This window comes from Geodermatophilus sp. SYSU D01105 (genome assembly GCF_054050095.1).
Window position 1 is genome coordinate 12,584 of sequence record NZ_JBJGYR010000002.1, and the last position, 24,669, is coordinate 37,252.

A 24,669-nucleotide genomic window follows, 5' to 3' on the forward strand; every position below is an offset into this window, starting at 1 on the left:
CGTGTCCGAGCCCGACATCCTGGTCGCCGGCCGGTACCGGCTGGTGTCGCGGATCGGCGGCGGCGGCATGGGGACGATCTGGCTGGCCCGTGACGAGCGGCTGGGCCGGCAGGTCGCCCTCAAGCAGGTGCTGCCACCCGCCGGGGCCGACGAGGCCGCGGTGGAGCAGCAGCGTCAGCGCGCGCTGCGGGAGGGGCGCATCGCCGCCCGGCTGAGCCACCTGCACGCCATCCGCGTGTTCGACGTGGCGGTCGAGGCGGGTTCGCCCTGGCTGGTCATGGAGTACCTGCCCTCGCGCAGCCTCGCGGAGGTGCTGCACGAGGACGGCGTCCTGCGCGTGGACGAGGTGGCGCAGGTCGGTGCCCAGGTCGCCGACGCGCTGGCCGCCACCCACGCCGCCGGGGTCGTCCACCGCGACGTGAAACCGGCCAACGTCCTCATCGGCTCCGGACCGGACGTCGACGGGCTGGTGAAGATCACCGACTTCGGCATCTCGCACGCCCGGGGCGACGTCACGCTGACCCAGACCGGGCAGATCACCGGCACGCCGGCGTTCCTCGCGCCGGAGGTCGCCCGGGGCAACGAGATGACGCCGGCGTCGGACGTCTTCTCCCTCGGCGCCACGCTCTACACCTGCCTGGAGGGCCAGCCGCCGTTCGGGATGGACGACAACGCGCTGCGGCTGCTGCACCGGGTCGCCGCCGGGGAGCTCGAACCCCCGCGGCGAGCCGGTTCGATGACCGGACCCCTGCTGCGGATGCTCGACCCCGACCCGGCGCGGCGGCCGACGATGGAACAGGTCCGCGACGAGCTCGCCCAGCTCGCCGCCGGACGGGACGGCGACCCGACGACGGTGCTGCTCGCCCGCACGCGGCTGCGCTCGTCCACGAACCGCGACCGGACCGCCGAGTTCCCCCCGGCCGCCGGCTCCCTCGGCGCTGCGGCCGCCCCGGCCCACCCGCCGCGCACGTCGACGCCCCCGCCCCGGACGTCGACGCCCCCGCCCCGGACGTCGACGCCGCCGGGGGCCCGCCCCCCGCAACCCCAGCCCGCCGCCCGACCGGCAGCCGCGACCCCGGCCCGCCGGCGGAGGACCCCGGCGGTGGCCGCGCTGGTGCTCGCCGTGCTGCTCGCCGGGGGCGCCGCCCTCTGGGCCACCACCCGGGGTGACGACCCCGGGACGACGGGCGCGCAGCCCGCGCCGGCGTCGTCCGCGGCCGGCGAGGACGGGCCGGGGGCGTCGGACACCGCCGGGCGGGCGGGGAACGGGGCAGGGGACCCGGACGCGGTCGCCGTCGTCGAGGAGACCCTCGGCGAGTACTACGGGCACCTCCCCGACGACCCGGGGTCGGCGTACGAGATGACCGGGCCGACGCTGCGCGCCGCGGCCGACCCCGCGTACTACGAGGACTTCTGGGCGCCGTGGTCGGAGGTCGAGCTCGCGGACGTGCGGGACGCCGAGCAGGGCGACGACGGCACGGTCACGGCGACCACCGAGGTGCGGTTCTCCCGCGCCGACGGCAGCGGGGAGGTCGAGCTGCACGAGGTCCGCCTGGTGCCCGCGGACGACGGCGGGTGGCTGGTGGACCTCGACCGGTACGTCGAGACCGTCGGCTGAGGCCCGGGACGACGAAGCCGCCCCCGGGATCCCGGGGGCGGCTTCGCACTGGCTGGCGGTGGCGGTGGGATTTGAACCCACGGAGGCTTGCACCTCACACGCTTTCGAGGCGTGCTCCTTCGGCCGCTCGGACACGCCACCGCCGAAGAGACTACAGGCCCCGCTGACGGCGGAAGAACGCGCGTAGGAGCGTGGCGGACTCCTCGGCGCGGACACCCCCCGTGACCTGCGGACGGTGGTTGAGCCGGCGGTCGCGGACGACGTCCCACAGCGAGCCGACCGCGCCGGCCTTGGGGTCGTCGGCGCCGTAGACGACGCGGTCCACCCGGGCCAGCACGCTGGCGCCGGCGCACATGGTGCAGGGCTCGAGGGTGACCACGAGCGTCGTCCCGGTCAGCCGCCACCCGTCGCCGTGCACCTGCGCGGCGGCGCGCAGCGCGAGCACCTCGGCGTGCGCGGTGGGGTCGCCGCGCTTCTCCCGTTCGTTGGCGGCCTCGGCGAGGACGGCTCCGTCCGGCCCCAGGACGACGGCGCCGATCGGCGTGTCGCCCCACTCGACCGCCGCGGCGGCGAGCTCCAGCGCGCGGCCCATGGCGGCGTCGAGGTCGAGGGTCACCGGAGTGTCCCCGGGGAACTCGTGCTCTGCATGCGCCGGGCAGGCAGGGCACGAGCATGCGGGGAACGACGGTGCGGGGTCACGGTCCCGCCACGGTGAGCAGGTCGATGCCCGTGAGGTCCGACAGCTCGGCCAGCGCGGCCGCGGGCTCCACGACCTTGATCGTGCGCATCCCCATCGCCCGGGCGGGCTTGAGGTTGATGCCGAGGTCGTCGAGGTAGGCGCAGTCCGCGGGCTCGACCGGACGGCCGACCGCCTCCGACAGCCGGGCCAGCGCCCGCCGGTAGATCTCCGGCTCGGGCTTGCGCACGCCCTCCAGCGAGGACTCGACGACCGCGTCGAACAGCTCCAGCAGCTCCCCGAGCCGCCCGGTGCGCTCCATCGGCGCGACGTTGTTCGACAGCAGCGCCAGCGGCAGCCCGGCGTCCCGGAGCCGGGCGACGGCCGCGACCATCGCGGGGCGCAGCTCCCCGGCCAGGGCGGTGAGCACGCGCCGGGCGTCGAGCCGGTGCCCGGCGGCCAGCGCCTCGGCCTCGAAGGCGTCGATGAAGCCTGCGGCGTCGAGCTCGTTGCGCTCGTACCGGGCCCAGGCGTTGGTGTCGGGGTCGGTGCTGTTCAGCCGCCGGATCAGCCCCTCGGGCAGGCCGGCCTCGGCCTCGTAGGCGGCGAAGGCCGGCATCGGGCTCTCGGTGATGACCCCGCCCAGGTCGAAGACGACGGCGGACACGCGGGCGCTCCCCCGGTCGACGCGGGAGCCCGTCCGCTCGCTCACGGGGTCACCGCGGCGGCGAGCTCGTCGGCGAAGCCCAGGCGCGCGGCGATGGCGGCGACCATCTCGTCGGCCCACAGGTCGTCGGCGGTGACGATCGGCCGCAGCTCGTCGGCCGGCAGCCCGTCGTCGGAGAACACGTCCAGGTCACCGCCGGGCCAGCCGGTCTCGTCGTCGTCGAAGGCCCCGTCGGCGTCGACGGCGATGCCGTACCGCTCGACGACCTCGGCGGCCAGCACCCACTCCTGCATGGTCGCGTCGGAGATCAGCACCCGCACCAGCCCACCGGGCCCGTGCCGGAGGACGACGAAGTACAGCCGCGAGTCGACGACCACCACGAACGGACCCGGCCAGCCCTCGGCGCCCGGTTCACCCAGCGCGCGCTCGAGCACCGGCAGCTCGTCACCGGCGTCCGCGGCGAGCAGTTCCACCCGCCAGCGACCGTCCGGCCGGCTGACCCGCACCGCCCAGCTCGCGCGGGGATCGTGCCCGCTCATCGCTTGCGCAGCATGGTCAGGCCGTCGGACAGCGGCAGCAGCACGGTCTCCCAGCGGGGGTCGGTGGCCAGCGCGGCGTTGAGCTCGGCGATCGCCCGCTCGTTGGCGGTCTCCGGGGCGAGCACCCGCCCCCCGGCCAGGGTGTTGTCGAGCAGCACGACCCCGTTGTCGGTCATCCGCGGGTGCAGGTCGTCGACGTAGGCGGCGTAGCCGGTCTTGTCCGCGTCGACGAAGGCCAGGTCGAAGGCCGGCTCGGCCGGCAGCGCGCGCAGCGACTCGTGCGCGTCGCCCAGCCGCAGCTCGATCCGGTCGGCCATGCCCGCCCGCTCCCAGTACCGCCGCGCGATCGCCGTCCACTCCTCGCTGACGTCGAGGCAGAGCAGCGAGCCGTCCGCGGGCAGCCCGCGGGCGACGCACAGCGCCGAGTAGCCGGTGAAGGTGCCGATCTCGATCGCCCGGCGGACGCCGAGGGCGCGGGTGAGCACCTGCATGAACACGCCCTGCTCCGGGGCGATCTGGAAGGTCGGCGGGACCTCACCGCGGTCGGCCAGGGCGGCGGTCTCGGCGAGCAGGTCGGCCACCACGTCGTCCGGCGGCTCGGAGGTTGCCCGCACGTAGTCGCCCAGTTCCGGGGTGAGCAGGAACGACCGCGGCGTCATGGCACGTGGGGGCGGAAGAGCGCGGAGGTCGGGGTCATAGCCTCTGATCATGGCCGATCCCGCCCCGGACGACGGAGCCGACGTCGACCCCGCCCTGTTCGCCCGGCTGGCGGCCGACCCGCTGGCCGGACACCTGGGCATCGAGCTCGAACAGGTGCGCCCCGGCTACGCCCGCGCCTCCATGACGGTCCGCCCGGCGCTGCTCAACGCCGTCGGCACCGCGCACGGCGGCGCCACGATGGCGCTGCTCGACGTCGTCCACGCGGCGGTCAGCAACAGCCACGGGACGGTCGCCGTCGCCCAGGACGTGCACACCGAGTTCCTCGCGCCCGGGCGTCCGGGCGACCGGCTGGTGGCCGAGGGCACCGAGGTGCACCGCAGCAGCCGCACCGCGGTCTACCGGATCGACGCCCGCGCCCAGGACGGCCGGCTGGTCGCCACGGCGCTGGCGCGGGTGTTCCGCACCGAGCGCCCGTGGGAGTCACCGGCATGAGGACGGGTTCGCGTGCATCGCAGCGAGCTCTGCGAGCGAGGAGCGGAGCGGTTCCGGAGACGTGCCCGAGGAGCACCGCGTGACCCCCTCCTCCCCCGTGCCGACGATGCCCGCGCCGCCGGTCGGCGTCGTCGGCCTCGGCCAGCTCGGCGGATCCCTGGCCGCGGCCCTCGTCGCGGCGGGACGAACCGTCACCGGGTGGGACGTCGACCCCGACGCCCGCGAGGCCGCGGCCGCCCGCGGGGTGCGGATCGGCCGGGAGATGGCGGGGGTCGTCGTCCTCGCCGTCCCGCTGCCGGCCATCGCGGGGGCGCTGGACGGGCTGACCCTCGCCCTCGACGCCACGGTCACCGACCTGGGCTCGGTGAAGGTCCCGGTGCTGGCCGACCTGGGTGCGGCGTTCGGCGGGCGGTACGTCGGCGGGCACCCGATGTGCGGCACGGAGCGGTCCGGGCACGCCGCCACCGACCCCGGCCTGTTCGCCGGCGCGCGCTGGGCTGTGTGCCTGGAGCCGGGCACCGAGCTGCCCCGGTGGCTGCGGGTGGCGGAGGTGGCGCTGGCCGTGGGCGCGGAGGTGGTCCCGGTGACCGCCGCGGAGCACGACGACGCCGTGGCCGCGATCAGCCACGTGCCGCACCTGCTCGCCGCGGCCCTGGCCGCCGCGGCCGGGGAGGCGGGCCCGCTGGCGCTCGCCCTGGCCGCCGGCAGCTTCCGCGACGGCACCCGGGTGATCGCCAGCGACCCCGCGTTCGTCACCGCGATGGTCGAGGGCAACGCCGGGCCGACCGGCGCCGCGCTGGCCCGGGTGCAGGCCCAGCTGGCCCGGCCCTGGCCGGAGCTGGTCGCCGCGGGCCACGCCGTGCGGGCGGGGGCGCCGGCGGGACGGCGCGCCGTGCGGGTGCCCCTGGACCGGGCGGCCCTGCTCGCGCTCGGCCGCGCCGGCGGGGCGGTGACCGGACGGCTCGCGGCGTTCCTCGAGGGGTACGTGCCGGACCCGTGACGCGACCTGACCGTTTCGCCCGCGCGGCGGCGGGCAGGGAGCGGTCATGGACGACAGCGAGATCCGCAGCCGCATCGAGGCGCTGGTCGAGGAGGAGCGCCGACTCCGGGACAGCGGTGAGCACACCGACGAGGAGCGCGCCCGCCTCCGGCAGATCGAGGAGGACCGCGACCAGCTCTGGGACCTGCTCCGCCAGCGGGACGCCAAGCGCCAGTACGGGCAGGACCCCGACGAGGCCCAGCCCCGCCCGGAGCAACAAGTGGAGGACTACCTGCAGTAGGCCCCCGTGCGGCCCGGCCGGCTCGGACGGGTCGCGGAGCCGGGCGCGAGCGGCGAGCCGTCGTCCTCCGAGCGGGTGAACACTTAGAGGGTGAAGTGTGTCCCGCTGATCACAGGGTATGCCGCCGCTCGGCGCGCTCCGTCGCGCGCCCCCGAGGCGATGGGAGCAGGCATGGTGGACGCGGCGCGGAGGATCCGGCGGGCAGTGGTCACCGGTGGAGCGGGGTTCCTCGGCTCCCACCTGTGCGAGCAGCTGCTGGAGCGCGACGTCGAGGTGGTCTGCCTCGACAACTTCCTCACCGGCTCGCCGGAGAACGTCCGCCACCTGATGGAGGACCCGGGGTTCCGGCTGGTGCGCTGCGACGTGACCGACTTCGTCCACGTGCCCGGCCCGGTGGACCTGGTGCTGCACTTCGCCTCACCGGCCAGCCCCATCGACTACCTGAAGATGCCCATCGAGACGCTCAAGGTGGGCAGCCTCGGCACCCTGCACACCCTCGGCCTGGCCCACGAGAAGGGCGCCCGGTACGTCCTCGCCTCCACCTCCGAGGTGTACGGCGACCCGCTGCAGCACCCCCAGGACGAGAGCTACTGGGGCAACGTCAACCCGGTCGGCCCGCGCGGGGTCTACGACGAGGCCAAGCGTTTCAGCGAGGCGATGACCACGGCGTACCGGACGTCGAAGGGCACCGACACCGGCATCGTGCGGATCTTCAACACCTACGGCCCGCGGATGCGCCCGGACGACGGCCGCGCCATCCCGGCGTTCGTCGGCCAGGCCCTGTCCGGCCGCCCCCTCACCGTCGCCGGCGACGGCTCGCAGACCCGGTCGATCTGCTACGTCGACGACACGGTGCGCGGCATCCTGGCGATGGCCTGGTCGGCCGAGGCCGGGCCGGTCAACATCGGCAACCCGGACGAGCTGTCCATGCTCCGGCTCGCCGAGTGGATCCGCGAGCTGACCGGGTCTTCCTCCCCCATCGAGTTCATCGACCTCCCGGTGGACGACCCGAAGGTGCGCCGGCCCGACACCACCCGCGCCGAGCAGTTGCTCGACTGGCGGCCGACCGTGCCGTCGGAGGAGGGGCTGCGCCGCACGGTGGACTGGTTCGCCGCGCGGCAGGCGGCGCCCGTGGCCGCCGCCGGGTGACCGGAGCCGGGTCGTCCGGCCGACACCGCTCCGTCAGCGGACGCATCTAATCTGTGAGGAGGGCGGTCACGGGGTCGCCGACGAGACCTGACCCACCGACGGGGGAGCTGCAGGATGGGCCGCCACGCCGACACGACCTCCGGCCGACGGGGTGTCGCCGTCACGCCGCAACTGCTCATCGCCGCCGCCGTGGCACTCGTGGTGCTGGTCGCCGGCGGCATCACCTGGTGGGTCGTCGGTTCCGGCAGCGCCGACTGCGACCGGACCGACGTCGTCCGCGTGACCGTGGCCCCGGAGCTGGCCGCCGTCGCCGACCGGGTGCTGGCCGAGGCCGACGGGTTGGGGGACGGCGACTGCGCGGGCGCCGAGGTGGCCGCGCAGGAACCGCTGCAGACCGTCGGCGACCTGAGCGCGCTCGAGGCGGCCGACCTGCCGCACGTCTGGGTACCCGACTCCTCGCTGTGGCCGGCGCGCGCGGACGGAGCCGCGCTGGAGACGGTGGGCTCGATGGCCACCTCGCCGGTGGTGCTGGCGACCAGCCGCGCTGCCGTGGACGCGCTGGGCTGGGACGGGTCACCGCCCGGCTGGGGCGAGGCGCTGGCCAGCGACCAGGGCATCGCCGTGCCGGACCTGGCCAGCAGCGCCGAGGGACTCGCCGCGCTGAGCGCCGTCCGGACCGCACTGGGCGGTGGCGCGGACGCCGACAACGCCGTCGTGCAGGCGGTGCTGGCGGCCGAGCGCGGTCCGTCGGTCTCGCCCGCCGACGCGCTGGAGGCCGCAGGCGCCGACGACGCCGACGCACCCCTGGTGCCGGTCAGCGAGCAGGAGGTCCACGCCACCAACAGCGGCGCCGAGGACCCGTCGCTGGTCGCGGTGTACCCGAGCGAGGGCTCGCCGTCCCTGGACTACCCGGTCGTCCGGGTGGGCTCGGCCTCCGGCGCCGACGCCGCGGCGGTGGAGGCGGTGGTCTCGGCGCTGACCTCCGACGCGGCGCGCACCGCGCTCGGCGAAGCCGGGTTCCGCGACGCCGACGGCGCGGCTCCCCCGGAGGCCGGGGAGGCGACCGGCACCCGGGAGGAGGCGCCCACGGCGGTGCCGCTCGACCCGGGGCAGGTGCAGTCGCTGTTGACCCAGCTGGCCGAGCTGGCGGCGCCGTCCCGCATCCTCGCGGTCTTCGACGTGTCGACGTCGATGGAGGCCCCGGCCGGGGGCGGCACCCGCGCCACGCTCGCCCGGGACGCCGCCCAGAGCGCCCTGTCGCTGGTGCCGGGCAACTTCGCGCTGGGCCTGTGGGTCTTCGCCAACGAGCTCGAGGGCGACCAGGACTGGTCGGAGCTGGTGCCCACGCGGTCCCTGGAGACCGACGTGGAGGGCACCACCCAGCGCGACCTGCTCGACGAGCAGCTCGACACCGTCCCCGACCGCCTGAGCCCCGGCGGCACCGGCCTGTACGACACCACCCTGGACGCGGTCCGCGCGGCGCGGGCGGACTTCGACCCGACCGCGGTGAACAGCGTCCTGATGGTCACCGACGGCACCAACGACGACGACGGGATCGAGCTCGACTCCCTCCTGGAGACACTCCGGGACGAGGCCGACCCGGAGCGGCCGATCAAGGTCATCGGCGTCGCCCTCGGACCGGACGCCGACCTGGACGCCCTCGAGCAGATCGCCGAGGCGACCGAGGGTGAGGCCTACTCCGCCGTCGACCCGGCCGACCTGCAGACGGTGCTGTTCGACGCCCTGCGCCAGCGGGAGGCCTGACCCTCCTCCGGGACGCTCCTGCTCTGCCTGCACCAGGTACGCAGAGCACGAAGGAACCCCGGCACCACCCTCCCCCGGGACGCTCGTGCTCTGCCTGCACCAGGTACGCAGAGCACGAGCATGCGGCGAGGTACAGGTGCGCCCCACCAGGGTGGGTCAGCGCACGAGTGGCCCCGGACCGGGCTCCGGGCCCGGCGGAGCTCAGGTCCGGGCGAGCAGGCCGTCCAGCGCAGCCGTGACCTCGGCGACGGTGATCTTGCCGAGCGCGGGGTCGAGCTCGGTCCCCCACGGGTCACCCGTGCCGTCCCCGTGCCACAGGACCACGTGCAGTGGCCCTCCGTCTGGCCCGACCCGCGACGGTGGGCCCCACAGCGCCGGGGACACCGGCCCGAAGAGCACCACCGACGGACGACGGTAGGCCGTCGCGAGGTGGGCCATCCCGGTGTCGCCGCTGACCACGACCCGGGCGCCGGCGACGACGGCGGCCAGCTCCAGGGTCGACGTCCGGCCGGCCAGGACGGCGTCCTCCCCCAGGCCGGCCTCCTCGGCGACCGCGCGGGCCAGCGGGACCTCGGCCGGGCCGCCGGTGACACGCACGTCCAGGCCGGCCGCAGCCAGGTGCCGGGCGACCGCGGCGAACCGGTCCGGCGGCCAGCGCCGTCCCGGGAAGGCGGCGCCGGGGTGCACGAGCGCCACGCCGCCGGGCGCCGGGGAGGGCACGGAGGGGACGGCGAGGTCGAGCGCGTCGGGGTCGGCCGCCACGCCGAGGCCCTCGACGACCAGCCGGCACCAGCGGCGGACCTCGTGCTCGTCGGGGTACCAGGGAGGGCCGGGGTAGCCGGGGCTGGCGAAGGTGAGCAGCCGGTCGGGGTGCAGGGCGTCGACCACGACGTGCGACGCCGGGCCCTTGCCGTGCAGGTCGACGGCGAGCTCGGGGGGCGGGCCGGCCCAGTCCAACGGCTCGAGCTCGCGGGCGGGCAGCACCTCGTCGACCGCGTCGACCAGTCCGGCGAGCGGTTCCAGCGCGGTCGTCGTCGCGAGCACCAGGCGGTGCTCCGGCACCGCGTCGCGCACCGCCCGGATCGCGGGCACGCCGGTGAGCAGGTCACCCAGGCCCAGCGGCCGCAGCACCACCGCGGCGGGGCGGTCCTGCGCGTCGCCGGGACGGCCTCGCTGCGGAGACCCGCCCCGAGCGTGCGAGCGGTGGGACGGCCGGGGTCCTCCCCAGGAGGCGACGGGGTCCGTGCTCACACGCGCGAGCGCTCGACCAGGGCGGTCGTGGAGTGCCCGTCGAGGTAGGGCAGGACGACGGCCTGGCCACCCCAGCGCCGCAGCACCGCGGCCTCGGGCAGGTCGGCCCCGGCGTAGTCACCGCCCTTGGCCCACACGTCCGGGCGGAGCCGGTCGAGCACCTCGGCCGGGGTGTCCTCCTCGAAGACGACGACGGCGTCGACGAACTCCAGCGCCTCCAGGACCCGCGCGCGGTCGGCCGCGGTCACCAGCGGGCGGGAGGGGCCCTTGAGCCGGCGCACCGAGTCGTCGGAGTTGATGCACACCACCAGGCAGTCGCCCAGCCCGCGCGCCGCGCGCAGGGTCGCGACGTGGCCCGGGTGCAGCAGGTCGAAGCAGCCACCGGTGGCCACCACGGTGCCGCCGGCGGCCCGGACCCGGGCGATGACGCCGTCGGCCCCCGGCGTGGCGACTCCCACCGGCGCCGGGGAGGCGTCCCACGCCGATGCACCGCCGCGCGCGACGAACGCCCCCGCGGCGGCCACCGCCGTGGCCACCGCCTCACCGGTCACCGCCCCGTCGGCGAGGGCCAGCGCCGCCGCCGCGGCGAACGAGTCGCCGGCGCCGCACGGGTCGCCGCCGGTCACCGGCACCGCGGGCACCACCATCGGCGTGCCCTCGCCGTAGGACAGCAGCGCACCGCGGGCGCCCAGGGTCACCGCGACCGCACCGACGCCCCAGTGCCGGATCAGCGCCTCCGCCCGCGTCCCGACCGCGGCCAGCCCGTCGCCGTCGGCGGACACCCCCACGCCGGCCGCCACCCGGGCGGCCTCCGCGCCGTTCGGGGTCACCAGGCGGACCGTGGGCACCGGGTCGGCACCCCGCGGGTGCGGGTCCCAGACGACCGGCCCGCCGGCCTGCGCGAGAGCGGCCCGGACGTCGGCCGCGGCCGTCGTCCCCCGGCCGTAGTCGGCCACCAGCACCGCGGCCGCGGAGCGGATGGCGTCGGCCGCCTCGGCCGGCAGCGCGCCGAGGCCGGCCACCGAGGACCCGCTGTCGATCCGCACCACCGAGTGGTCGCCGACGCGGACCCGGCGCTTCACGGCGGTCCCGCCCGTCGCCGGGATCCCGACCAGCCGCACCCGGCCGGCCAGCAGCGCCCGCAGCCGGTCGGCACCCTCGTCGGGGGCCATGGGGGTCACGAGCACCACCTCGCGGCCGGTGCTGCGGGCCGCGATGACCGCGGCCAGCGCCGCGCCGCCGGGGCGCTCGCGGGTCTCGACGTCCTCGACCACCGGGACCGGCGCGTCGGGGGTCAGCCGGGACGCCGTCCCGACCAGGTCGACGTCGAGCAGCGCGTCCCCGACGACGACCAGCGGCCCCCCGCTCACCGGGCGACCCCGAGCCGCGCCTCGGGGATCCGCGCGGGCTCCGCGAGCACCGCGGCGTCGAAGGCGGCGCACACCAGGTGCAGCGCGACCAGGTGGCACTCCTGCACGCTCGCCGTCCACGGGGAGTCGATGCAGACCGCGTCGTCGGCGGCCGCGGCCAGCGGGTTGGGCGCCGGGCCGGTCATCGCCAGCACGGTGATGCCGCACTCGCGGGCGCGGCGGGCCGCCGCGACGGCGTTCGGGCTGCGGCCGGAGGTCGACAGCAGCACCAGGACGTCGCCGGCCCGGCCGTGCGCCTCGACCTGGCGGGCGAACAGCTCGTCGGCCGGGTAGTCGTTGACGATGGCGGTCAGCGACGAGGTCTCCGCGGTCAGGCAGATGGCCGAGAACGGTGGGCGGTCGGCCCGGTAGCGGCCCACCAGCTCGGCGGTCAGGTGCTGCGCCTGCGCCGCGCTGCCCCCGTTGCCGGCGGCCAGCAGCCGCCCTCGGGACTCCCCGCAGAGGACGTCGGCGATCAGCCGTCCCCAGCGGTCCAGGGCGTCGAGCTGTCCGTCCAGCGAGCGCAGCGCCGCCACGAGGGAGGCGACGTGGTCGGCCCCGGTCAGGTGGGTGCAGACGTCGGGGGACACGACCTCGGCGGCGGAGTGCGGTGCTCCGCCGATCGGGGCGACGCTCATCGGGCGACCTCCACGGGGCTCGTCTGGCTCTTCTCGGTGCGTACGGGGCCGTCCAGGACCTGCCGGTAGACGGTCTCGGTGTCGGCGACCACGCGGGCCCACCGGTACCGGGTGCGGGCCCGGCGGACCCCGGCCGCGCCGTACGCGGCCCGGCGGGCGTCGTCGGCGAGCAGGGCGGTGAGCACCGTCCCGAGCCGCTCGGGGTCCCGGGGTGGGACGAGGTCCCCGGTCACGCCGTCGGCGACGCTGTCCTGGAGCCCCCCGACGGCGGTGGCGACCACCGGGCGGCCGCAGGCCATGGCCTCCAGCGGGGTGATGCCGAACGGCTCGTACCAGGGCACGGCCAGGACGACGTCGGCTGAACGGACCCACGCCGGGACGTCGGCCCGGGCCACCGCGCCGGTGAACACCAGCCGGTCGGCGACCCCGGCCTCCGCGGCGACCGCGCGCAGCCGGCGCACCTCCGGGTCGGCGTCCAGCCCGTCGGCCGGTGGGCCGCCGACCACCACGAGCTCGGCGCCCGGCACCGCGGCCAGCGCCCGGACCGCGTCGTCCTGCCCCTTGCGCTCGACCAGCCGGCCGAGGACGAGCAGCCGCTGCCGGCCGGGGGTGCGGGGGGCGATCGGGCCCTTCGGGGTGAACACGGTGGTGTCCACGCCGCAGGGCACGATCGAGGCACGGTCGCGCTCCAGGCCGAGCCGGCGCAGCTCGAACACCTCGTCGGTGCAGGTCGCCACGACGTGGGTGACGTTGCGGCACAGCGCCCGCTCGAGGTCGACCCGCTGCGGCGGCGAGGTGTCGGCGGCGCCCTGGTGGCGGCGCTTGACCGAGCCGAGGGCGTGGAAGGTCTGCACGACCGGGATCCGCCCGGCGGCCGCGACGGAGGCCAGCCCGCTCATCCAGAAGTGCGCGTGCACCAGGTCCGGCGGCGCCTGGGCCCAGGCCCGGCGCAGCCCCGAGGCGAACTCGGGCATGTGCCTGAGCAGGTCGTCCTTGGGCAGCACGCGCGCCGGCCCCGCGGTCACGTGCGCGACGTCGTACCCGTCGTCGGTGGTCACGCGGTCGGGCTGGTCGGGGTCCTCGCGCCGGGTGTGCACGGTGACCTCGTGGCCGCGCCGGACCAGGCCCGCGGCGAGGGCTGCCACGTGGACGTTCTGCCCTCCGGCGTCGACCCCGCCGATGGCGGCGAGCGGGCTCGCGTGCTCCGAGACGAGGTCGATCTTCATGGGCCATGCGCCGAGCCGGTCGGTCCTCATCGGGTCACCTCCTCCAGCAGCCGGTCCCAGTCGGTCAGGAAGCGCTGGAGCCCGTACCGCTCCAGTGCGGCGGCCCGGGCCGCCTTGCCGGCCAGCCGGGCGGCGTCCTCGTCCTCCAGGTAGGTGCGGACCGCACCCCAGAGACGCTCGGGGTCGGTCGAGAGCACGCCGGCCTCGCGTGGCACCGCCTCGACCACCTCGGTCGTGGCCAGGCCGACGACGGGCATGCCCAGGTGCATCGCCTCGAGCAGCGAGAGCCCGAGGGAGGTCCAGCGGACCGGGTGCACGTACACCCGGCGGCGGGCCAGCTCGGCGTGCATGGCGGCCTGCGGCGGGTCGTCGTGCAGCGCGACCCGGCCTGGGTCGAGGCCGTAGCGCTCGTGCAGGCCGGACAGGCCCATCCCGAAGACGTCGACCGGGGCGACCGCCGCCAGCCCCGGCAGCAGGTCGGCGCCGACCGTGCGCCCCCGTCGGACCGGCTCGTTGGTGACGACGGCGGCGCGGGCCAGCTCCCCCGTCCAGCGCTCGCCGGGGTCGACGATGCCGTGCTCGATCACCGTCGTGGGCGCGCGGCCGTTGTCGTAGAAGAGCCGGTTGAAGTGCGTGACGTGGGCGATCGGGATGTCCGACCTGTCGGCGAGCGGGTGCCGGGTGTGCGGGACCGGCCCGTCGTCGGGCTCCAGGCCCGGGGCGTTGTGCTCGAGGAACACCGCGGGCAGGTCGCGGCCGGGCTCGCGGCCCAGCCACTCGCGCACCAGCTCCAGGTCGCGCACCCGCTGGAGGACGACGACGTCGACGTCCTCCTCCCGCAGCTGCTCCGGGGTCACCTCGCGGGCGGCGGCCGGCCAGTCCCAGGTGCGGGCCCGGCCCAGCCCGTCGGGGCCACGACTCCCCCCGGGGCCGTCCACCACCGGCAGCAGGTACTCGTGCGGCCCCTGCACGAACGCCGTCGTCCACGACCCGTGCACGTGCCAGAGCAGGACCTTCACGGGGCGACCACCTTCTCGACAGCCGCGACGACGTCGGCCGCGGTCACGGACGTGAGGCAGGGGTGCCCCGGCACCGGGCACTCGCGGGCGCGGGTGCCGCGGCAGGGGGCGTCCTGGTCGCCGAGGAGCACGGTGGGGACGCCGTAGGGCGCCCACCGCGCGGCCGGCACGACCGGGGAGAACAGCGAGACGACCGGCGTCCCGACGGCGGCGGCCAGGTGCGCCGGACCGGTGTTGCCGACGACGACCGCTGCGGCGCCGTCCAGCACGGTGGCCAGCTCGGCCAGGGTCAGCGCTCCGCCGAGGTCGACGCCGCGGGTGCCGGCGACGGCGGCGGTCAGCTCGCGCTCCCCCGGCCCGCCGGTGACCAGCACCCGGTGCCCGGCGTCGGCCAGCGCCTCGACGGCCTCGGCGCAGCGCCGCGCCGGCCAGGCGCGGGCGGGGACGCTCGCGCCGGGGTGCACGACGACGTACCCGGGCGACGGATCACGGCCCCCGGGCTCGTGCGCCACCGGGGGCAGGGGTCGGCGCACCTCCAGCCGGCCGTCGTCGCCGGGCGGCAGCTCGAACCCGGCGGCCCGGGCGAGGGACAGGGCCCGCTCCGGCTCGGGCAGGTCGTCGTCCACCCGGTGGCGGACGTCGAGCAGCGAGCCGGGGTAGTCGACGCTGATCGCGGAGATCCGCGGCACGCCGGCCGTGCGGAGCACCAGCGCCAGGGGCAGGGGCGACTGGTGGAAGGACGTGGAGACGACCGCCTCGTCCGGCGCGAGGGCGCGGACGCGGTCGGTGAGCGCGGCGAGGTCGGCGGGGTCGACCGGCGGCGGGTCGCCGAGGATCCACGGGCAGGACCAGGTCCAGACCTCGTCGACCCCCGGCAGCAGCGCGGCGGCCTCCGCCCCGGCCGGCCCGGCGAGGAACACGACCCGGTCGGCGCCGGCGGCCACCGCGCGGACCAGCGGGCTCTGCACGAGGACGTCGCCGGCGGAGTCGAGCCGGGCGACGAGCACGGTCCCCCTCACCACTCCCCCGCCAGGACATCGTCGACCGCCGCGGTCAGGGTGTCCGCCCGGCGCGGGGCCGCGGCGACCTCGGCCTTGCGGGTGACCGGGGTGGGGACCAGGATCCCCGAGGCCCCCGCGGCGGCCGCCGCGTCGACGTCGGCACCGATGTCCCCGATGACCACGCACCGGGCCGGGTCGACGTCGAGCTCGGCGCAGGCGGCCTTGACCATGCCGGGTGCCGGCTTGCGGCAGGTGCAGCCGTCGTCGGGCCCGTGCGGGCAGACCTGGACGGTGTCGAACGGGCCCAGCAGCTCGACCAGCCGGGCCATGCAGGCGTCCACCTGCTCGCGAGTGATCAGCCCGCGGGCGACACCGGACTGGTTGCTCACCACGCCGACCCGCACGCCGCGGGCGCGCAGCGCGTCGACCGCCTCCCTCGCCCCCGGCACCGGCTTCACCAGGTCCGGGTCGCCGTTGTAGGGGTAGTCGCGGACCAGGGTGCCGTCACGGTCGAACAGGACCAGGTCGGGCAGCCCCCTCCAGGGCCGCACGCGCCGGTGCTGCACGACGCCGCGCAGGAAGTGCCAGGTGGCCAGCGGCGGGATGAGCGCGCTGGTGGCGAGCATGGTGCCCACCTCGGCGCGGTCCCGCGGGCCGGGGGCGATCCGCGCCCAGGCGAACTCGGCGGTGCCGGCGGCCCAGGCCAGCGCGGCCGCGGCGGCGGCCCGCGGGCGGCGGGCGACGGCCAGGCCCAGCGCGGCGACCCCCGCGGCGGTGACGGCGAGGTGCTGCGGACGGCGGCCGAGCGGGGCGTCGGCACGCTCCCGCCAGTCCGCCCCGTGCAGGCGGCGCATGAGGACGTCGTCGGCGTTGCCGGCCTGCACCCGCAGGCTCACCCAGCGATCGACCGGGCGCACCGGGTGGGTGACCCAGCGCTGCCCGCGGGTGAGCCGCGCGCCGGTGTCCAGGACACGGAGCGCGAGGTCGGAGTCCTCGCGGAAGGCGCGGGGGAAGCGCTCGTCGAAGCCGCCCACCGCCGCGAGGGCGGACCGCCGGTAGGCCAGGTCCGCGGTGATCCAGGAACTGGTGGCCAGGCCCGCGGTGCCGCGCTCCCAGTCGGTGGGGCGGCGCCCCTCGGGCAGCGGCACGCGGACCCGGCCCTGGCTGCCGGCCACATCCGCGCCGAGGGCGGTCAGGTCAGCGGCGAGCCGCTCGTACCAGTCGGGGTCGGGGACGACGTCGTCGTCGAGGAAGGCGATCCACTCCGTGCGGGCGGTGCGCCAGCCGAGGTTGCGGGCGCGGGCGGGGCCCCCGCCGCCGGTGCGGACCACGCGGACCGGCGGCAGCCCGGGCCGCTCCGGTCGCAGCGGCGCTCCGGAGCGGCGGTCGTCGACCAGGACGAGCTCGGCCGGGCGGGGGCCGGGAGCCTGCGCGAGGGCGTCGAGCAGCACGTCGAGGGAGGGCCGGCCGACCGTCGGCACGACCACGGCACACTCCTCGATCCCCACCTGCATGTTTGCGTCCTGCCCTCGTCGGGGACGCGGGAAACACTACGGGCTTGAAGTGTCCCCCGATCGGGGCTGGACACGGCCCCTCTGCAGGGGCCCGCCGCGAGCGTGCGAGTGGTGGGGGGCAGGGGGCCTTCGTCAGCGGCGCGTCTTGGCCGCCGCAGACACCCGTGCGAGTGCATCGGTGACGACGGCCGCGTCGTCACCCAGGAGAGTGAGCAGGTGCGCGACCAGCCCGTCGTGGGTGGGCGTGGCCTCCTCGACCCTGGCCCGCCCGGCCGGGGTGAGCCGGGCGTGCAGCAGGCGCCGGTCCCCGGCCGTGCGCTCCCGGACGACGAGGCCGTCGGCGACCAGCCGGCTGACCGTGCTGGTCACCGCCGCGCGGGACAGCCCGATGGCCTCGGCGACCTCCCCCATGGTCGCCCGCTCCTCGGGTGCGTCGGCGATCCGCCGGAGCGCCTCGAAGCCGGTGAGGGAGATGTCGTGCTGGCGGTGCAGGGCCGAGTCGACGCGCCGGGTGATGCGGTCGTGGACCTGCACGATGCGCAGCCAGGTCTCGGCCGGGCGTGGCGCGACCCCGGGCAGGTGGGCGACGTCGGGCGGGACGTCGTCGGGGGAGAGGTCCTGCGCGAGTACGTCCTCGGGGCGCGGCACCCCTCCATCGTCACTGACGGAGCGCTCAGGCGCTCCCGGGAGGCGGCGGACCGCCCGGCGGGACCGTCTGCGGCCGGGAGCCCCGGCGCCCGGAGACGGCGGCCAGCCCGGTCCCGGCGGTCAGCAGCGCGACCCCGGCGGCGAGCACCGGCCAGGGGACCCCGCCCTCGTCGGGGAGCGGCACCTGGGTCGCCGCCTCCTGCGGCACCGCGTCCACCGCCGCCGGCGCCACGTCGCCGGGCGTGGGCAGGCCGGGCACGGGCATCGGCACCGCCTCGTCGGCCGGCGCCGGGAGCCCGACCGGCGGGGTCTCGGGGAGGGTCCCCGGCGACGGCACCGTGCCGGCTCCGGGCGGCGCGGCGATGGCGGCGCAGTCCTCGGCCGACGGCCGGGTGAAGCTGTAGCCCTCGAGCTCGTCGACGTAGGTGGTGCCCGAGCCGTCGAGCGCCGCGTAGTGCAGCAGGGGGTCGATCGTCTCGCCCCAGTCGACGTCGCCGGTGCTCAGCACGACCACCGCGCCGGGAGCCACCTCCGCGACGGCCTCCCCTGCCGGCCGGCGGGTGGTGGCGAGGGTGACGGCGTAGGCGACGGCGCCGCCGGTGACCTCGACGACGACCCCGCCGGGACGGCAGCTGGGGCCGTGGGTGACGCGGGCGTCGGGCCGGGTGGGGTCGTCGACGGCGACCGCGGGCCCGGCGCCGGCGATGCCGGCGCAGAGGAAGAGGGCCACCAGGCCGAGCGTCCTCGTGGCGGTCGGGACGAGCGGGGCGCGCAGCGGGCCGTCGCGTCCGGCCCGCGGACATGGCCGAGTGAGGACCGGCACGCGCACTTTCCCCCTGGAACTCCTGCACGCCGCCGCATCTCCGGATGCGCCGTGCGCGCTCCCATGATGACCTGCGCGGAGCCCCGCCGGACGGGGGTTACCGGCCGGTTGCGCGTGTCGCAGCGGCGTGTCGGGAGAAATCCGGTCCGGGACCGGACCGGAACCTGTGACGCGGCACTCACTACGGTGGCCGGGTGGACTCTGCGGCGGGCACCGGTCGGCGTCGGCAGGACGAGGTCTACCGCGCCGGGGTGTACGGCCGGCGCCCGCGGGTGCCCACCGCGGCGCGCGCCCTGCAGCGCCGGGCGCGGGAACACCTGAGCGCCCGGGCCTACGCCTACGTGGCCGGCGGCGCCGGGGACGAGGCCACCCAGCGGGCCAACCAGGCGGCCTTCGACCGGTGGGCGGTCGTGCCGCGGGTGCTGCGGGACGTGAGCGTCCGCGACACCTCGGTGGAGCTGTTCGGACGGCGGCTGCCCGCCCCGCTGCTCCTCGGTCCGGTCGGCGCGCTCGAGCTCGTGCACCCGGAGGCCGACCTCGCGGTGGCGCGCGCAGCGGCCGACCTGGGCGTGCCGATGGTCTTCTCCAACCAGGCCTCGGTGCCGATGGAGGAGTGCGCCGCGGTGATGGGCTCCTCGCCGCGCTGGTTCCAGCTGTACTGGTCGACGTCCGACGAGCTCGTCGAGAGCCTGGTCGCGCGGGCCGAGGCCAGTGGCTGCGAGGCCCTGGTGGTCACCCTCGACACCACGATGCTGGGCTGGCGGCCGCGCGACCTGGACCTGGGGCACCTGCCGTTCGCGCTGGGCAAGGGCATCGCGCAGTACACCTCCGACCCGGTGTTCCGGCGGCTGGTCGAGGAGCGTGCGACGGCCCCCGCCGCCACCGAGCCCGGCGCCGCGGCGCGGCGCGACCGCCAGCTGCGGCCGACGGTGGCCGCGCTGCGCGCGCTGGTCGGCATGGCGCGGGCGTGGCCGGGCCCGCTGGTGGAGAACCTGCGCTCGCCGCTGCCGCGGGCCGCCGTCGAGACGTTCCTGGCGATCTACTCCCGGCCGTCCATCACCTGGGACGACCTGCCCTGGCTGCGCAGCCGCACCCGGCTGCCGATCCTGCTCAAGGGGGTGCTGCACCCCGACGACGCGCGGCGCGCGCTGGATGAGGGCGTGGACGGCGTCGTGGTCAGCACGCACGGCGGACGGCAGGTGGACCGGTCGGTGCCCGCGCTCGACGCGCTGCCGGACGTCGTGGCGGCCGTCGCCGACCGCGCCCCGGTGCTGCTCGACAGCGGTGTGCGCAGCGGCGCGGACGTCTTCACCGCGGTGGCGCTGGGTGCCCGCGCCGTCCTGCTCGGCCGGCCGTTCGCGTGGGGGCTGGGCCTGGCCGGCGAGGACGGCGTGCGCCAGGTCGTGTCCGACGTCTTGGGCGAGTTCGACCTGACGCTGGGACTCACCGGGCACACGTCGGTGGACCAGCTGGACCCCGGCGTGCTGCGCCGGGTCGGCTGACGCGCACGGGAGCATCGCAGCGAGCGCCGGCGAGCGAGGAGCGGACCGGGGGCGGAGGCCGACCGGTGTCATGGCGCGGGGTGACACGCCGGGTTGGGGGGTCCGGGACGACACGCCGGACCGCCCTTGACCCCTCGGTGTGACCCGGGTCACAGTAGGGACGGGCGGGGGAGCCGGCTACGAGTGGCCACCCACTGCTGGGTGGACCGACCAACGCGGCCAGACCGTCAGGACCGGCCCCCCGCCCCTCACGTCGCGACCGTGAAGGCAGCGCCTGGCGCGACCGGTCGTCGTGACCACGGTGGCGCTCTGGCTCCCCTGCGGGACGGTGACGGACCTGGCTCGCCTGTCGGTGCTCATGTCGGTGAACCGCCGCGACGGCACGGTCCTGCCCGCTCGCCGGGCGGCCGCGGACCTCATCGCCACCCTCGTGGACCAGGAGACGGGACGCGGGGCCCCCTGCTCACCCCAGGACGGTGCCCGGCAGCGCGTCCAGGACCGCGATGGTCACCGACTCCCAGCGCACCCACCGCACTGACTCGGCAGCGGGTGCTCCGGACGGCTCGGAGCAGGCCGGGCTCGCGGTTCCGGCGCGCGACCAGGATCGGGAGGTCCGGGGGTCGCGTCGGCCGCTGGAGGCTTGCCTTCACCCCGCTCGTCGGGCGTCCTCGGCAACCGCGGTCGGGGCGGCAGGCGGTTCGGTCTCCCGATCGCGGCTCAACCCGAGGCTCGCGTAGGCGGACAGGTAGATCTCCTTCTGCGCGGACCAGCCGAACTCGCGGCAGCGTTCCCGCGCCGTAGCGACCAGGGACCGCCGCCGGTCCGGGTCCCGGTGCAGTCGGACGAGCGCGTCGGCGAGGCTCTCCGCCGAACCCGACTCGAAGTACTCGACCGCATCGTCCCCGAAGTACCGGGCCGTCGACCGCAACCGGCTGGCCACCACGGGGATGTCGAGGAGCATGTACTCGTACATCTTGTTGGTGTGGACGAGGTTGGAGTACGGCGATGACTTCTGGGCGACGATCCCCACGTCGGCCGCGCTGAGTTCCGCGACCAACTGCGGCATGTCGAGCCAGCCGAGGTACTGGACCCGGTCCTGGAGGCCCTCCCGCTCGATGAGCCGCTGGAGCTCGGGCACGTAGTCCCCGGTCCCCGTGATCCGGAGGCGCAGGTTCGGGATCCGGTCCCGGGCCAGCGCCACCGCGCGGACCATCGTGTCGTGGCCGTAACGGTCATCGACGAGACCGTGGCACACCGCGGTGAACCACGCCGGGTCGGGTCGAACGTCGCGGCGGTGCTCGAGCAGGTGCCGGGCCTCGGGGCCGTTCAACACCACGACGATCTTGTCCGGGTCCGCCCCCCGGCTCACATACCGCTCCTTGAGGTCCTCCGTCACCGTGAGGACCACGTCCGCGTATCGGATCGCCGCCCGCTCGACGACCCGGAGCAGCCGTGCCAGCCGGACCGAGCCGTACTTCGTCTCGCCGAGTTCTGGTGTGGGCTCCTTGAGGAAGACCACGACCTTGGCCCCGAGAAGGCGTGGCACGAGCGCCGTGAACGCCAGGACGTCGGGCATGGAGTTGGCCTGCACCACCCGAAACGGCCGCTGCACATGGAGTCGGGCCACCGTGACCGTCGCCGCCACGAAGAACGCCAGATAGTCCCACAGGTAACTCAGGGGACCGCCCCGCCGGCGCGTCAGCGGCAGCCGGTGCAGGGTGACGCCGTTGTCGATCTCGACGGGCGGGGTGCCGGGCTCCCGCAGGCAGACGATGTCGACGTCGAAACCGGCGTCCCGCAGCGCTTCGGCCTCCCGTCGCAGCGACAACTCGTAGTACTCGCGTTGGCGCACGAGGCAGACACGATCGCCCGGGACCGTCCTCGTCGTGGACCGCCTAGTAACCGGCCTCAGCCGCATCGGTCACCTCCGTGTCGTAGGACCGCCCGTAGTCACGACGCCAGTAGTGGTGGGCGGTGTAGCGGAAGTTGTCGGCGGGATCGACGATCCAGCCCTTCAGGTGCTCGTCGGTCCACCCGCTCAGGTGTGACCAGCCGTAGCCGGGCACCATGACCAGCTTCCGGTCGCCGGAGGCCCGGATAGCGGTCAGCGCCTCCTGGCTCACTGCCTCCCACAGCCGCGCCGCCGACGCCCTGTTGGTCGACGCCGGGTCGATCGGCTCGTTCATCAGGTCGTAAGCGACGACTCCCGGGTCGTCGGCGAACGCCTCGCTCAACCGCCGCCACAGGTCCACGAAGTCGGCCCGGCCGACCTCGGGGCTGCCGATGGCCCGCCGCACCCCACGGCCACCGTCGTCGAGGTGGTACGCGGCGAAGTTGTGGACGTCGAGGATCACACCCAGCCCTGCCGCGTGGGCACGCTGCACCACGGCCCGCAGCCGATCCAGTTCCGCCCGGTCCAACTCGGCCCCGAGCGTCGGCTGGATCCGCTCCCACCGGAAGGGCAGGCGAACCGTGTCCAACCCCTGCCCGGCGAGATACCGGAACGTCGCCTTGTCGGCGTACTGGTAGTCGCGGCCGTAGGCGCCGGGGTTCGCATTGGAGAACTCCGTGACCTGGTTGCCGCCCCCCGGCGCACCGAACTCGCCCCCACTGACGTTGACGCCCACGGGCACGCTCGCCGACCGGGCCACTTCTGTCAGCAGGCGGCCTGCGGGGCGGGCCGTGGGGGGCGGCGCGCCCTCTCCAGTCCCGATGAAGGGGCAGTAGTCGTAGTCGGTCCCCCACCAGTCGCCGACCGACCAGGCGTCCACCCAGAGCCCCGCCTGGTCGGCGCTCTGGAACCACTTCCGAGCCAGGTCGATCCACCGGTCGTCCCCGTCGTTGGGGATGCCGATCTCACCTATGTAGCCCTCGGCCCGGTTGTCCTCCAGCCACTGCGTGAAGCTGGCGAGCTCTGCCAGGACCCGGCGCTGCAGCGGGTCCTCTCCCGTCGGGGCGCCATCGGCCGTGCCCGCGGTCGACAGGATGCGGCGGACCGCCGGGACGCCCCACACCAACGTGGACAGCAGGACCGCCACCACGACCAGGAGCACCAGGACGGGTCGCCCCCGTCGAGGCTCGCGCGGCCCTCCAGTGGGACAGGAGCCGGTCCCGGGTTCAGGACGCGCCGCCCACCCGTCGGCCGCACGGTTGCCCGTCTCAGGCGCTGGAACGGTCACGCGAGTCTCCACCGGAGAGGAGCGGTCGGGTCGGGGGCACCCCGCGCCGGCACGCACATTCGCTCCGCACCCCGGACGTCATCTCTGCACCGCGGCCTCGCGCGGCGTCGACGCACCCGACGGCGTCCCGGCACTCGCCTCGGATCCAGGACCGCGCCGATGGGCTGCGTCGAGGGTCGCGCCGATGGCGAGCAGGAGGAACAGGAGCTCCCCGCCGCCTCGAAGGGTCAGGTGGGGATCGAAGAACATCAGGACCCCCACCGCCCAGATCACCGTCGTCACGGTGATCCCGATGGCACCGACCACCGGCTGGCGCACTGATGCCAGCCGCCTTCCCGTGCGAGCCGCCACGACGAGCAGTGCCAACACCGACACCAGGAGTGGCAGTCCTCCGCTCCACAGCGCCCACGTGTAACCGCTCTCGATGTAGACGAAGTCCCCCTGGAACACCAGATCCGGGACGCGGCCGGCCGTCTGCACTCCGAACAGCCAGTTGTAGTCACTGCTGATCGGGGGCCAGAAGTACCGCTCCAGGTTCGCCAGGCGGCCGTACGGACCGGTCCACGAGTCGGGCAGACCCGTCTGGGGGTCTGTGACGTCGAGACGGGCGGCCAAGACCGGCTGCAGCACCTGGATCCCGACGGCGAGGAAGGCGACGCCCGCCAGCACAGCTTGCGGGATGGTCCCGGTCACCACCGCGAAGGCGATGCCGGCGATCACCACTCCCACCGCGACGGACGCCTGACCGGAGGCGAGAGCGAACAGTCCCAGGACCGCTGCCACCAGCCACCACAGGCGGCCCCGGCCGGACAGACGCAGGGCGAGCGCCGCCGCGATCACTGCCGCATAGATCATCACGTCGCCGTAGGCGATGGGATTGCCGAGTGTCGCCGTCGCCCGGTTGCTGGCGAGGTCGTACCCGTTCTCCTCGGGGGGGACCAGCGCCGTCAGCGCGTAGATGACCGGTCCGACGCCCACGGCCTGCAGGACCCCCAGCACGCCCATGACCCCGGCAGAGACCAGGACCCCGCCCAGAGCCCAACGGACGGCGCGGAGGTCGCGGAGGATGAGGCGCACCACTGCGTAGAGGAGCGCGAGCTTCCACGGCGTGAGGGCGTAGAGCAGGTCGTCCATGGTGATGTCGCGTGCGCGCGCGTACATCCACAGGAGCGTGGAGATCGAACTGGTGAAGGCGAACGCCAAGACCATGAGGTCGAGCCGATGCCCGCCACGCGGCAGTGCCCACCCCGATCGGGCCCACCGCCGGAGGACGACGGGCACCAGGCCACACAGGACCAGCGCCAACAGGCCTTCGTTGAGGCGGAGGTAGGGGATGACCGTTCCCCGGCTCACGCCGGCCAGCAGCGGGTTCAGCGTGATGAAGGCGACGACCGCACCTACCGGCCGGAGCGCGGTCAGGACGACCAGCAGCGCTGCCGCGCTGAGCACGACGACGAACGTCGGCGCCGCGGCAACGACCGGGACGAGCAGTACCGCGACGACCACGAAGCCCAGCACGATGACGACGTCCGCGACCGTCGCCTGCCCCCGAGCCGGCGGTCGGGGCCGCTCCCCGGCTCCGACCGCGGCCTCCCACCACCGGCTGAGCACAGC

The 24,669-nt window shown here is 75.9% G+C and carries 23 protein-coding genes and 1 tRNA gene; 7 read left to right on the plus strand and 17 right to left on the minus strand.

Features of this window, described 5'->3' with window-relative positions:
* The first annotated feature begins 1 nt into the window (after position 1).
* The gene (locus tag ACI79I_RS01700; RefSeq protein WP_456990418.1) at positions 2 to 1,618 is read left to right on the plus strand and encodes a serine/threonine-protein kinase; all 1,617 of its coding nucleotides are present in this window, start codon (positions 2 to 4) and stop codon (positions 1,616 to 1,618) included.
* 53 nt (positions 1,619 to 1,671) lie between these two features.
* Here the strand turns inward: ACI79I_RS01700 and ACI79I_RS01705 are convergent.
* From ACI79I_RS01705 to ACI79I_RS01725, 5 genes are all read right to left on the minus strand, one after another.
* A tRNA-Ser gene (locus tag ACI79I_RS01705) sits at positions 1,672 to 1,759 on the minus strand.
* A gap of 10 nt (positions 1,760 to 1,769) precedes the next feature.
* On the minus strand, positions 1,770 to 2,234 hold the full coding sequence (locus ACI79I_RS01710; protein ID WP_456990420.1) for a nucleoside deaminase: 465 nt from the start codon (positions 2,232 to 2,234) through the stop codon (positions 1,770 to 1,772).
* 79 nt (positions 2,235 to 2,313) lie between these two features.
* On the minus strand, positions 2,314 to 3,006 hold the full coding sequence (locus ACI79I_RS01715) for an HAD-IA family hydrolase (RefSeq protein ID WP_456990422.1): 693 nt from the start codon (positions 3,004 to 3,006) through the stop codon (positions 2,314 to 2,316).
* The gene (locus ACI79I_RS01720; protein WP_456990424.1) at positions 3,003 to 3,500 is read right to left on the minus strand and encodes a tRNA adenosine deaminase-associated protein; all 498 of its coding nucleotides are present in this window, start codon (positions 3,498 to 3,500) and stop codon (positions 3,003 to 3,005) included. The genes ACI79I_RS01715 and ACI79I_RS01720 overlap by 4 nt, the downstream gene beginning before the upstream one ends.
* Complete coding sequence (locus ACI79I_RS01725; RefSeq protein ID WP_456990426.1) at positions 3,497 to 4,159, minus strand: O-methyltransferase; 663 nt, start codon at positions 4,157 to 4,159, stop codon at positions 3,497 to 3,499. The genes ACI79I_RS01720 and ACI79I_RS01725 overlap by 4 nt, the downstream gene beginning before the upstream one ends.
* A 49-nt stretch (positions 4,160 to 4,208) precedes the next feature.
* Here ACI79I_RS01725 and ACI79I_RS01730 point away from each other — a divergent pair, with 49 nt between their 5' ends.
* The 5 genes from ACI79I_RS01730 (at position 4,209) to ACI79I_RS01750 (ending at position 8,845) form a co-directional block, all read left to right on the plus strand.
* Positions 4,209 to 4,652 (plus strand): PaaI family thioesterase, encoded by a 444-nt coding sequence (locus tag ACI79I_RS01730; RefSeq protein ID WP_456990428.1) that lies wholly within the window; start codon positions 4,209 to 4,211, stop codon positions 4,650 to 4,652.
* 79 nt (positions 4,653 to 4,731) lie between these two features.
* Positions 4,732 to 5,652 carry a prephenate dehydrogenase gene (locus ACI79I_RS01735; protein ID WP_456990430.1) on the plus strand — a complete coding sequence of 307 codons (921 nt, stop codon included), beginning with the start codon at positions 4,732 to 4,734 and terminating at the stop codon, positions 5,650 to 5,652.
* A gap of 46 nt (positions 5,653 to 5,698) precedes the next feature.
* Positions 5,699 to 5,932 carry a DUF2630 family protein gene (locus ACI79I_RS01740; RefSeq protein WP_456990432.1) on the plus strand — a complete coding sequence of 78 codons (234 nt, stop codon included), beginning with the start codon at positions 5,699 to 5,701 and terminating at the stop codon, positions 5,930 to 5,932.
* A gap of 171 nt (positions 5,933 to 6,103) precedes the next feature.
* Entirely contained in the window at positions 6,104 to 7,081 is a 978-nt protein-coding gene (locus tag ACI79I_RS01745) for a UDP-glucuronic acid decarboxylase family protein (RefSeq protein ID WP_456990434.1), read from the plus strand.
* A gap of 114 nt (positions 7,082 to 7,195) precedes the next feature.
* The gene (locus ACI79I_RS01750; protein ID WP_456990436.1) at positions 7,196 to 8,845 is read left to right on the plus strand and encodes a VWA domain-containing protein; all 1,650 of its coding nucleotides are present in this window, start codon (positions 7,196 to 7,198) and stop codon (positions 8,843 to 8,845) included.
* 201 nt (positions 8,846 to 9,046) lie between these two features.
* On the opposite strand, the gene ACI79I_RS01755 is transcribed toward ACI79I_RS01750, so the two are convergent.
* From ACI79I_RS01755 to ACI79I_RS01795, 9 genes are all read right to left on the minus strand, one after another.
* Positions 9,047 to 9,979 carry a glycosyltransferase family 9 protein gene (locus ACI79I_RS01755; protein WP_456990438.1) on the minus strand — a complete coding sequence of 311 codons (933 nt, stop codon included), beginning with the start codon at positions 9,977 to 9,979 and terminating at the stop codon, positions 9,047 to 9,049.
* A 113-nt stretch (positions 9,980 to 10,092) separates the two neighbouring features.
* Complete coding sequence (rfaE2, locus tag ACI79I_RS01760) at positions 10,093 to 11,466, minus strand: D-glycero-beta-D-manno-heptose 1-phosphate adenylyltransferase (RefSeq protein ID WP_456990440.1); 1,374 nt, start codon at positions 11,464 to 11,466, stop codon at positions 10,093 to 10,095.
* Complete coding sequence (locus ACI79I_RS01765) at positions 11,463 to 12,143, minus strand: D-sedoheptulose-7-phosphate isomerase (RefSeq protein ID WP_456990442.1); 681 nt, start codon at positions 12,141 to 12,143, stop codon at positions 11,463 to 11,465. The genes rfaE2 and ACI79I_RS01765 overlap by 4 nt, the downstream gene beginning before the upstream one ends.
* Positions 12,140 to 13,399: a glycosyltransferase gene (locus ACI79I_RS01770; RefSeq protein ID WP_456990444.1), complete on the minus strand. Its 1,260-nt coding sequence runs from the start codon at positions 13,397 to 13,399 to the stop codon at positions 12,140 to 12,142. Before ACI79I_RS01770 ends, ACI79I_RS01765 begins: the two co-directional genes overlap by 4 nt.
* Positions 13,396 to 14,388, minus strand: a complete 993-nt coding sequence (locus ACI79I_RS01775; protein ID WP_456990446.1) for a glycosyltransferase — start codon at positions 14,386 to 14,388, stop codon at positions 13,396 to 13,398. The genes ACI79I_RS01770 and ACI79I_RS01775 overlap by 4 nt, the downstream gene beginning before the upstream one ends.
* Positions 14,385 to 15,407 carry a glycosyltransferase family 9 protein gene (locus ACI79I_RS01780; protein ID WP_456990448.1) on the minus strand — a complete coding sequence of 341 codons (1,023 nt, stop codon included), beginning with the start codon at positions 15,405 to 15,407 and terminating at the stop codon, positions 14,385 to 14,387. Before ACI79I_RS01780 ends, ACI79I_RS01775 begins: the two co-directional genes overlap by 4 nt.
* Positions 15,404 to 16,876, minus strand: a complete 1,473-nt coding sequence (locus tag ACI79I_RS01785) for an HAD-IIIA family hydrolase (RefSeq protein ID WP_456990450.1) — start codon at positions 16,874 to 16,876, stop codon at positions 15,404 to 15,406. The genes ACI79I_RS01780 and ACI79I_RS01785 overlap by 4 nt, the downstream gene beginning before the upstream one ends.
* Positions 16,877 to 17,035: 159 nt before the next feature.
* Positions 17,036 to 17,551, minus strand: coding sequence for a MarR family winged helix-turn-helix transcriptional regulator (locus ACI79I_RS01790; RefSeq protein WP_456990452.1), 516 nt, complete (start codon positions 17,549 to 17,551; stop codon positions 17,036 to 17,038).
* 25 nt (positions 17,552 to 17,576) lie between these two features.
* Positions 17,577 to 18,281 carry a hypothetical protein gene (locus ACI79I_RS01795; protein WP_456990454.1) on the minus strand — a complete coding sequence of 235 codons (705 nt, stop codon included), beginning with the start codon at positions 18,279 to 18,281 and terminating at the stop codon, positions 17,577 to 17,579.
* A gap of 287 nt (positions 18,282 to 18,568) precedes the next feature.
* Here ACI79I_RS01795 and ACI79I_RS01800 point away from each other — a divergent pair, with 287 nt between their 5' ends.
* Positions 18,569 to 19,876 carry an alpha-hydroxy-acid oxidizing protein gene (locus ACI79I_RS01800; protein WP_456990456.1) on the plus strand — a complete coding sequence of 436 codons (1,308 nt, stop codon included), beginning with the start codon at positions 18,569 to 18,571 and terminating at the stop codon, positions 19,874 to 19,876.
* Between the two features lie 646 nt (positions 19,877 to 20,522).
* On the opposite strand, the gene ACI79I_RS01805 is transcribed toward ACI79I_RS01800, so the two are convergent.
* The 3 genes from ACI79I_RS01805 to ACI79I_RS01815 form a co-directional block, all read right to left on the minus strand.
* Positions 20,523 to 21,728 (minus strand): glycosyltransferase family 4 protein, encoded by a 1,206-nt coding sequence (locus tag ACI79I_RS01805; protein WP_456990458.1) that lies wholly within the window; start codon positions 21,726 to 21,728, stop codon positions 20,523 to 20,525.
* A gap of 43 nt (positions 21,729 to 21,771) precedes the next feature.
* The gene (locus ACI79I_RS01810) at positions 21,772 to 22,929 is read right to left on the minus strand and encodes a glycoside hydrolase family 5 protein (protein ID WP_456990460.1); all 1,158 of its coding nucleotides are present in this window, start codon (positions 22,927 to 22,929) and stop codon (positions 21,772 to 21,774) included.
* Positions 22,930 to 23,133: 204 nt separating this feature from the next.
* Positions 23,134 to 24,573 (minus strand): hypothetical protein, encoded by a 1,440-nt coding sequence (locus ACI79I_RS01815; protein WP_456990462.1) that lies wholly within the window; start codon positions 24,571 to 24,573, stop codon positions 23,134 to 23,136.
* Positions 24,574 to 24,669 lie beyond the last annotated feature (96 nt).